The organism is Nocardia sp. 852002-20019_SCH5090214, from assembly GCF_001665865.1.
Classification (GTDB): Bacteria; Actinomycetota; Actinomycetes; order Mycobacteriales; family Mycobacteriaceae; genus Nocardia; species Nocardia nova.
Genome location: NZ_LZMK01000275.1, coordinates 1 through 9,234, shown reverse-complemented (window position 1 = coordinate 9,234; position 9,234 = coordinate 1). Strand labels below are relative to the sequence as shown.

Here is a 9,234-nt window from a genome sequence, read left to right as displayed (position 1 = left end):
GCCGATGTCCGGGGCGGGCGGGTCGATCGTGAACATCTCGTCACAGGCCGGGCTCGAGGGGCTGATGGGCCACTCCGCGTACGGCAGCTCCAAATGGGGGCTGCGCGGTCTCACCAAGACCGCGGCACTCGAACTGGGGCCCAAGGGAATTCGCGTCAACTCCGTCCACCCCGGCCCGATCGCGACCCCGATGGTCCCGTATCTGACCACCGGTCCCGGCAGCTTCCCGACCCTGCCGCTGCAGCGCACCGGCGTGCCGGAGGAGGTCGCGGAGCTGGTCGCCTTCCTCGCCTCGGACGCATCGTCGTATGTCACCGGCGCGGAAGTCACCGTCGACGGCGGACTCGCCGCCGGAAAGTTCATGCCTCCGGAACCGCAGGAGGCACCGTGAGCAGGCCGAACGCTTACGCGGCGACGGGCGGTAGCCCATGCCGATGACGCCGCATACACGCGCGGTGGTCGATGCGGCGACCGCCGCGTTTCCCAAGCTCGGGACCGAAGTGCTCGACGCGGTCCAGGCCCGGCGACAGCTCGCGTCTCGCCCCGCGGCGCCGGTTGTGCCGATTCCGGTTGCGACGGTGCGGGATTCGACCGTCCCGGGCCCTGGTGAGGTCGACATCCCGGTGCGGGTGTACACCCCGCGGGGTGGCGCCGAGCCGCTGCCGGTCGTGCTGTTCTGCCATGGTGGTGGCTTCGTGATCTGCAGTCTCGACAGCCACGATCAGTTCTGCCGGACGATGGCGAACGAGACCGGCGCACTGGTGGTTTCGGTGGATTACCGGCAAGCCCCGGAACATCGGTTCCCGGCCGCCGCACAGGACGCGTACGCCGTGCTGTGCTGGATCGGCGCGGCCATCGCGCAATACGGCGGCGACCCCACCCGGATCGCCGTGGCCGGGGACAGCGCGGGCGCCAATCTGGCGGCGGTCGCGGCCCTGATGGCGCGCGATCTGGGCGGCCCGGCGGTGGCAGCGCAGCTGCTGATGTATCCGATGCTGGACCCGACGCGCGCCGGCGCGTCGTACCGGGACAACGCACAGGGCTATTTCGTCACCGACGATCATCTGCGCTGGTACTGGGAGCAGTACCTCGGCGATGCCGACGGCACCGACCCGTACGCGGCGCCCCTGCTGGCGGATCCGGCCGGGCTGCCGCCGGCGCATATCGCCACCGCGGAGTACGACCCACTGCGCGACGAGGGCGAGGCCTACGGCGCACACCTGGCCGCGGCCGGTGTCCCGGTCGAGGTGCACCGCTACGAGGGCATGTTCCACGGCTTCATGACCATGGGCGATGTGCTGCCCGACACCGCCACCGCGAACGAACGCGCCTTCACGGCACTGCGCCGGGCGTTCGCGCTGCGCGCAGGGAGCACGCCGTGACCGTCCAGCGGAGGTTCCGGCCGATGGGCTGACGCGCGGTCGCCCGCGGCGGGCAACCGATCGAATATTCGAGTGCGTCCTCGCCCCGAGATCCCTACCGTGAACAGGGAGAGTTCGTTCACGAAAGGATCGGATCATGTTTCCCGTCGAGCTGCGCGGCACCAAGGCGCAGACGCTCATGTGGGCCCACGAGCACGAGGTCGAGCCGGCCGCGCTGCAGCAGCTGCGCACCCTCGCCCAACTGGAATGGGTCTACGGCGTCCGCGTGATGCCCGACGTGCATCTCGGTAAGGGAGCCACGGTCGGGTCCGTCATCGCCATGAAGGACGCCGTCGCCCCGGCCGCAGTCGGCGTCGACATCGGCTGCGGGATGGAAGCGGTCGCGACCTCGCTGACCGCCTCCGATCTGCCGGACGATCTGCATTCGCTGCGTTCGCGCATCGAGGCGGCCGTTCCGGTCGGATTCAACGCGCACAAGGAGCCGGTGAAGGTCACCCGCCTGCAGATGGACGTGCACGGCCGCCGGGCGACCGGCGCCACGCTGCGGGCCGGATGGTCCGCGTTCTGGAGCCGGTTCGGCGATCTCGACCCGGCGGTGCAGCAGCGAGAGTCCAAGGCGCACAAGCAGATGGGCACCCTCGGCGGCGGCAACCACTTCATCGAGGTCTGCCTCGACACCGAACAGCGCGTGTGGATTCTGCTGCACTCCGGAAGCCGCAATATCGGCAAGGAACTGGCGGAGCGGCATATCGCCGTGGCACGCACCCTGCCGCAGAACCGGGACCTGCCGGATCGCGATCTGGCGGTATTCCTTTCCGGCACACCGGAAATGGATGCCTACCGGCGCGACCTCACCTGGGCGCAGGAGTACGCGGCGCGCAATCGGGCGGTGATGCTCGACCTGGTGTGTGGTGCGGTGCGTGACGAATTCGATTCGCTGGCAGTACGTTTCGACGAGCCCATCTCCTGCCACCACAACTACGTGTCGGAAGAGATCATCGACGGCATGCCGATGCTGGTGACCCGCAAGGGCGCGGTGCGGGCCGGGGCCGGTGACCTCGCTCTGATCCCCGGATCCATGGGTACCCGCTCGTATGTGGTGCGGGGCAAGGGAAATCCCGCCTCGTTCCAGTCCGCATCGCACGGTGCGGGCCGCCGCATGAGCCGCAATGCGGCCAAACGGCAGTTCACCGTCGCGGATCTGATCGCGCAGACCGACGGCGTGGAGTCGCGCAAGGACGCCGGGGTGATCGACGAGATCCCCGCGGCCTACAAGGACATCGACACCGTGATCGCGGCGCAGAGCGATCTGGTCGACGTGGTCGCGACGCTGCGTCAGGTGCTGTGCGTGAAGGGCTGAATGCGGATTCGTTCCGGCATGCCGGGTCGGCATGCCGGAACGACCGGAGTCATTTGCGCAGCACTCCGACCATGCCCGCGCCCAGCAGCATCATGCCCGAGATGAGGGCGAAGCCGTAGGTCACCCAGGAGTGCAGCGCCACCTGCATCGTGGCGTCGGTGAAGGGGAGGTCGCCGATCAGGCGGAAGGTGTCGTCCGGGTACAGCAGATGCAGCACACCGGGGAAGATCCCCCACACCAGACTGGCCACGATCGTGCCGACCGGCGAGAAGGCTGCCATCGCGGCGACGAACAACAAGAGCAGGGAACCGCCGAAGATCTCCAGCGCCGCGGTCCAGCGATCGGTCACCGCACCGACGATGACCCAGTACCGGATATCGGCTCCCCCCTTGGCGGCGAACGCGATTCCGATGGGCGTCACGATCAGCCCGAACAACACGCCCGAGAGGGTCCGGCTGGTGACACCGCGGCTTTGGAACTGCGCCCCCGGTGGGGCCCAATCCGCAGGTGATTCGAACTTCTTGGCCATCGCCCGTTCCTCCCGCATTCCCGCGCATGCCAGTGGACCTCGCAGTCCGATCGCCCTCATTGTCCTGCCTCGCGGCCGAAAATGCCCGACGCCGGGCGGAAAACGTTCGTGGCGTGGCGGTCCCGGGTTGCCGATGGTTAGCATCGGCTATGCCCTCGACATCCGGATCTGCCCGACCGCCCGAAATTCCCGGAGTGCGCCGCAGTTTCATCGAGGCCCGCGGCGTGCGATTCCACGTCACCGAGGCCGGTGTGCCCGACGGCCGGCCGGTGCTGCTGCTGCACGGATGGCCTCAGCACCACTACGCCTATCGGCATCTGCTCGCCGATCCTCCCGCCGGGCTGCGCCTCATCGCCCCGGATCTGCCGGGGTACGGATGGTCCGGACCACCTCCGCATCGCTGGGCCAAGGAGGACGTCGCCTCCGATCTGCTGGCGCTGGTGGACGAGCTCGAACTGTCCCGGCTGCTGCTCGGCGGTCACGACTGGGGCGGGTTCGTCGGATTCCTGATGGTGCTGCGGGAGCCGGAGCGGTTCGAGGGCTATCTGCCGCTCAATATCGCGCACCCGTGGATCACCGCCAAGACCTTCGCGCCGCATGCGTGGCGCTTCCTGATGTACCAGCCGCTCGTGGCCACATTCGGCGTGCCGTTGCAGCGGTACACGCCGTTCGTCGATCGCCTGTTGCGGCTCGACGCCGAGGCCCGGCGCACGTTCACCCCGGAACTCGCCCGGATCTACGGCGAGCGGTTCCGCGATCCGGCGGTGGCCCGCGCGGCCACCGACACCTACCGCACCTTCTGGTTGCGGGAACTTCCCGCCGCCCGCCATCCGGAACGCCGCCGCGCGACGATCCCGATCCGGGCGCTGTTCGGCACCGGCGACGCGGCCATCCACCCGGCGCTGGCGGCCGCGGAGACCGCGCGGGCCGACGACTACACCGTCGAATATGTCCACGGCTGCGGGCATTTCATCCCGGAGGAGCGACCGGACCTCGTCCGGGACCGGCTGCTGGCGCTGGCCGCCGAAACCGGTTAGATATCGCCGCGACCGGGCGGTCCTCCGCCAGGCCGGCCGGTTCTCGGACCGAGTTTCCGGGCACGGGGTGCGGCTGTAGCCGGATGGTGGCCAGGTGTCGGAGGGGTCGGGCACGATGGAGCGCGTGACTACCACCGAGCTGCGCGAATCCGCCGAATCCCTGCTGCGCGAGCTGGCCGGGCCCGAGGCGCGGCTGCGCGAGGATCAGTGGACGGCCATCGAAGCGCTGGTCGTCCAGCGGCGGCGGGCGCTCGTCGTCCAGCGCACCGGCTGGGGCAAATCGGCGGTGTACTTCATCGCCGCCCGGTTGCTGCGGTCGCAGGGGCGCGGGCCGACGGTGATCGTGTCACCGCTGCTGGCGTTGATGCGCAACCAGGTCGCCGCCGCGCGCCGGGCGGGCGTGATCGCGGAGACGATCAACTCCGGCAACGTCACCGAATGGGACGAGATCCATCAGCGGGTCGCCGCCGGTGAGGTCGATGTGCTGCTCGTCAGTCCGGAACGGTTGAACAATCCCGATTTCCGCGATTCGGTGCTGCCCAAACTGGCCGCCGACGCCGGCCTGGTCGTGGTCGACGAGGCGCACTGCATCTCCGACTGGGGCCACGATTTCCGCCCCGACTACCGCCGCATCCGCACCCTGATCGCCGACCTCGGCGAGGACATCCCGGTGCTGGCGACCACCGCGACCGCCAACGACCGCGTGGTCACCGACGTCGCCACGCAGATCGGCACCGACACCCTGGTGTTGCGCGGCACCCTGGACCGGGAGTCGCTGCATCTGTCCGTCGTGCGGATCGACGACGCCGTCCAGCGCACCACCTGGCTCAGCCGGCAACTGGGCGAGCTGCCCGGCTCCGGAATCATCTACACCCTCACCGTCGCGGCCGCCCACGACTTGGCCGACGTCCTCGCCGACCACGGCTACCCCGTTGCGGCCTACACCGGCCGCACCGAACCCGGGGAACGCGAAACCCTCGAACAGGCCCTGCTGGACAACGACGTCAAGGCGCTGGTCGCCACGTCGGCGCTCGGCATGGGTTTCGACAAACCCGACCTCGGCTTCGTGGTCCACGTCGGCGCCCCCTCCTCCCCCATCGCCTACTACCAGCAGGTCGGCCGCGCCGGACGCGGACTGGTCGCGAGCGGTTCCGGCCCTTCCAACCGCGCGGAGGTCATCCTGTTGCCCGGTCCCGAGGACCGGCGGATCTGGAATTACTTTGCCTCCGTGGCCTTTCCGCGGGAGCAGGTGGTGCGGTCGGTGCTGGCCGCGCTGGACTACGAACGGCCCCTGTCCACGGTGGCCCTCGAACCGCTGGTGGAACTGAGCCGGTCGCGGTTGGAGATGGTGCTCAAGGTGCTGGATGTGGACGGCGCCGTGCGGCGGGTGCGCGGCGGCTGGCTGGCCACCGGGCAACCGTGGACCTACGACACCGAACGCTACGAGCGCCTCGACCGGGCGCGCGAAGCGGAACAGAACGCCATGCTCGAGTATCAGAGCACCACCGAGTGCCGGATGAACTTCCTGCGCCGCCAACTCGACGATCCGGGCCTCGCCCCGGACGCGCCCGGGTGTGGTCGCTGCGACAACTGCACCGGTCGCCGTTTCGACGTCTCGGTCGACGCCGCCGAGGTGGCCACCATCCGCGCCCGGCTGGACCGGCCCGGAATCGATCTGCTCCCCCGCAAGCAATGGCCGACCGGGCTGTCGAAGCTGGGAGTTCCGTTGTCCGGCAAAATTTCCGACGGCCCCGAGGTGGGCCGGGTGCTGGGCCGGCTCAGCGATCTGGGGTGGGGCCAGCGCCTGCGAACGCTGCTCGACGCCCCCGACGGCCCCGCACCCGACCACATCGTCGACGCCTGCATCGCCGTTCTGCGCGAATGGAATTGGACGCAGCGCCCCGGAGCGGTGATGGCACTGCAATCGGCGACGCATCCCGCGCTGGCCGCCGACCTGGCCGCCCGCCTGGCGCGCATCGGCCGTCTCACCGACCTCGGGGTCCTGCACACCCGGCCCGACCGGCCACCGGTGTCGGCGGCCAACTCCGCCCACCGCGTCGCAGCCCTGTTCGACTCGTGGGAAACCCCCGACCTCACCGGGCTCGACACTCCCGTCCTGCTGGTCGACACCCACACCGACACCGGCTGGACCCTCACCCTCGCGGCCCGCACCCTCCGCCACGCCGGCGCCCCCGCCGTCCTCCCCTTCGCCCTGGCGACCCCGACGTGAGGCCCGCACGCGGCGCGTACAGTGCCCGGCGATCGATCACCCACTATCGTCGATCCGGTGACCAGTAAGTCGACGCCGGCGGTGGAGTTGACGGTCGGCGAGCATACGGTGCGGGTGTCGAATCCCGATCGGGTGTACTTCCCGGAACTCGGGGCGACGAAACTCGATCTGGTGCAGTACTACCTGAGCGTCGGCGACGGGATCGTCAACGCCCTGCGGGACCGGCCGTGCATGCTGCACCGCTTCCCGAAGGGATTGCCGGGCGGGAAGGTACATCAGAAGCGGCTGCCGGCGGGGGCGCCGGACTGGATTCCGACCGTGCGCGTGCACTTTCCGCGCTACAACCGGTATGCGGACGAACTGTGCGTGCGGGAACTGGCGGACGTGATCTGGGCGGTGCAGATGTCGACGGTGGAGTTCCATCCGTGGAATTCGCGCCGCTTCGACACCGAGAAGCCGGACGAATGGCGCATCGATCTGGATCCGATGCCGGATTGCCCGTGGTCGCGGGTTCAGCGCGTCGCGGAGGTCGCGCACGAGGTTCTCGACGAGCTGGGCGCGGTCGGCTGGCCCAAAACCTCCGGCGGACACGGCCTGCACATCTACGTGCGCATCGCCCCCGAGCACGGCTTCCAGCAGGTGCGCCGCGCCGCGCTGGCCTTCGCGCAGGAGGTGGAGCGCCGCGCCCCCGATGATGTGACCACGACGTGGTGGCGCCGCGACCGCGATCCGGCACTGCTGTTCGTCGACTACAACCAGAACGCCCGCGATCACACCATCGCCGCCGCCTACTCGGTGCGCGGGAATGCGGCCGCGACCGTCTCGACCCCGGTGCGGTGGAACGAGATTCCCGATATCGAACCGAACGACTTCACGATCAACACCGTCCCCGCCCGCTACGCCGAAGTCGGCGATCTGCACGCGGGCATCGACGACGCGGTCTTCGACCTGAATACGCTGCTGGAATGGGCGGACCGCGACCGGGTCGAGGTGGACCTCGACGAGGACGAAGGAGCACACGAGGCATGACGGGCGCACCCCGCATCGCACTGGCACCGATAACCGACGACCTTGTGGCACAGGCGATCACCGGCGCGGGAGCACAACTCGCGGAGCTGGGTGAGGCCAGGGCGCTGGTGTGGGACGGCGGTCCGAACGGATTCCCCGACCTGCCCGCATCGATCGAATGGGTGCAGCTGTACTCCGCCGGGGTCGAGGAGTTCTTCGCCGCCGGCATCTTCGAACGCTGCCCGAATGTGGTGTTCACCTCGGCCGCGGGTGCTTTCGCGAAAAGTGTTGCCGAGGGCACGATGGCGCTGCTGCTCGCCGGTGTGCGGTATCTGCCGGAACATATCCGCGCCCACAGCTGGCGGCAGGGCGAATTCTTCCCCCATATCGGGACCCTGCGCGGGGCGACCGTCGCGGTGGTCGGCGCGGGCGGTATCGGTCGCGAGGTCATCGCCATGCTGGAGCCGTTCGGGGCCCGGGTGATCGCCGTCAGCCGCTCCGGCCGGCCGATCGAGGCTCCCAATGTGGCGGACACGATTCCGGCGGAGCGGCTTTCGGAGGTGTGGGCTCGCGCCGATCACGTGGTCGTCGCCGCCCCCGCCACCGACGGCACCCGGCACCTGATCGGCAAAGACGAACTCGCCCAGTTGAAACCGCATTCGTGGGTGGTCAATGTCGCCCGTGGCTCGCTCATCGACACCGAGGCTCTGGTCGCCGCACTGCGGCAGGGCGCCATCGGCGGCGCGGGCCTGGACGTGACCGATCCCGAACCGCTCCCCGATGGCCATCCGCTCTGGGACCTCCCGAATGTGATCATCACCCCGCACGATTCCAACCCGCCGCAGCTGCGGACGGCCGCGTTCGCCGAACACGTCGCCGAGAACGTCCGCCGCTTCGCGCAAGGACGTGAGCTCATCGCCCGAATCGATCCGGCCGCCGGTTACTGATCACCGCCGATGGCTACCGCAGGGGAATGTCGACCCCGTGCTCCTCGGCCGGGCGCGGACCGAATATCCGGCGTTCGGCCTCGGTGATGGGCACGTCGTTGATGCTCGCCTCCCGGCGTGCCATCAACCCGTGATCGGTGAATTCCCACAACTCGTTGCCGTAGCTGCGCCACCACTGACCGGTACGGTCGTGCCATTCGTACTGGAACCGGACGGCCATGCGGTTTCCGCGGAAGCCCCACAGGCTCTTGCGCAGCGCGTAGCCGAGTTCGCGTTCCCATTTCGCGGTCAGGAATTCGACGATCTGCTCCCGGCCGGTGATGAATTGGTCCCGGTTCCGCCAGGCCGAGTCGGGGGTGTACGCGAGCGCGACCCGCTGCGGGTCGCGGGTGTTCCACGCATCCTCGGCCGCCTGCACCTTCTGTGCGGCGGTTTCCAGGGTGAACGGCGGATAGGGCGGGCGTGTTTCGGACATCGGATTCCTGCCTTTCAACGGAGAACGTTCATTCTCCACCGATGCGTTACAGTAGGGAACGTACGTTCTCGATGTCAAGGGAGTCCGGTCCATGCCCGCCGCGCTCAGCGCCGAACGCAATGCCTCCGACCGCACGGCGCTGCTCGACGCCGCCGAGCGGTTGATGTACGCGCACGGCGTGCAGGCGGTGGGCATGGACCGGATCCGCGAAGTGTCCGGCCTGTCGCTGAAGCGGATCTACTCCATGTTCCCCACCAAGGAGTACC

At 69.1% G+C, this 9,234-nt stretch carries 10 protein-coding genes; 8 read left to right on the top strand and 2 right to left on the bottom strand.

Features of this window, described 5'->3' with window-relative positions; all coding sequences use genetic code 11:
• The 3 genes from A5780_RS21615 to A5780_RS21605 form a co-directional block, all read left to right on the top strand.
• Positions 1 to 391: SDR family NAD(P)-dependent oxidoreductase (locus A5780_RS21615; RefSeq protein ID WP_156769595.1), on the top strand; the 391-nt coding region annotated here is incomplete at its 5' end.
• 43 nt (positions 392 to 434) lie between these two features.
• On the top strand, positions 435 to 1,382 hold the full coding sequence (locus A5780_RS21610) for an alpha/beta hydrolase (protein ID WP_104364533.1): 948 nt from the start codon (positions 435 to 437) through the stop codon (positions 1,380 to 1,382).
• Positions 1,383 to 1,518: 136 nt separating this feature from the next.
• Positions 1,519 to 2,742, top strand: a complete 1,224-nt coding sequence (locus A5780_RS21605; RefSeq protein WP_063015490.1) for an RtcB family protein — start codon at positions 1,519 to 1,521, stop codon at positions 2,740 to 2,742.
• Between the two features lie 49 nt (positions 2,743 to 2,791).
• Here A5780_RS21605 and A5780_RS21600 read toward each other — a convergent pair whose 3' ends face one another.
• Positions 2,792 to 3,271 carry a hypothetical protein gene (locus tag A5780_RS21600; protein WP_030512770.1) on the bottom strand — a complete coding sequence of 160 codons (480 nt, stop codon included), beginning with the start codon at positions 3,269 to 3,271 and terminating at the stop codon, positions 2,792 to 2,794.
• Positions 3,272 to 3,420: 149 nt separating this feature from the next.
• On the opposite strand from A5780_RS21600, the gene A5780_RS21595 reads away from it, so the two are divergent.
• The 4 genes from A5780_RS21595 (at position 3,421) to A5780_RS21580 (ending at position 8,493) form a co-directional block, all read left to right on the top strand.
• Entirely contained in the window at positions 3,421 to 4,308 is an 888-nt protein-coding gene (locus tag A5780_RS21595) for an alpha/beta fold hydrolase (RefSeq protein WP_064909415.1), read from the top strand.
• A 115-nt stretch (positions 4,309 to 4,423) separates the two neighbouring features.
• The gene (locus tag A5780_RS21590; RefSeq protein ID WP_064902933.1) at positions 4,424 to 6,538 is read left to right on the top strand and encodes an ATP-dependent DNA helicase RecQ; all 2,115 of its coding nucleotides are present in this window, start codon (positions 4,424 to 4,426) and stop codon (positions 6,536 to 6,538) included.
• Between the two features lie 57 nt (positions 6,539 to 6,595).
• Positions 6,596 to 7,567: a non-homologous end-joining DNA ligase gene (gene ligD, locus A5780_RS21585; protein ID WP_063015487.1), complete on the top strand. Its 972-nt coding sequence runs from the start codon at positions 6,596 to 6,598 to the stop codon at positions 7,565 to 7,567.
• Complete coding sequence (locus tag A5780_RS21580) at positions 7,564 to 8,493, top strand: D-isomer specific 2-hydroxyacid dehydrogenase family protein (RefSeq protein ID WP_064909414.1); 930 nt, start codon at positions 7,564 to 7,566, stop codon at positions 8,491 to 8,493. Before ligD ends, A5780_RS21580 begins: the two co-directional genes overlap by 4 nt.
• A gap of 13 nt (positions 8,494 to 8,506) precedes the next feature.
• Here A5780_RS21580 and A5780_RS21575 read toward each other — a convergent pair whose 3' ends face one another.
• A complete protein-coding gene (locus A5780_RS21575) occupies positions 8,507 to 8,968 on the bottom strand; it encodes a nuclear transport factor 2 family protein (protein WP_064909413.1) in 462 nt (153 codons plus the stop codon).
• Positions 8,969 to 9,059: 91 nt separating this feature from the next.
• On the opposite strand from A5780_RS21575, the gene A5780_RS21570 reads away from it, so the two are divergent.
• On the top strand, positions 9,060 to 9,234 hold a 175-nt coding region (locus tag A5780_RS21570; protein ID WP_156769594.1), incomplete at its 3' end, for a TetR family transcriptional regulator.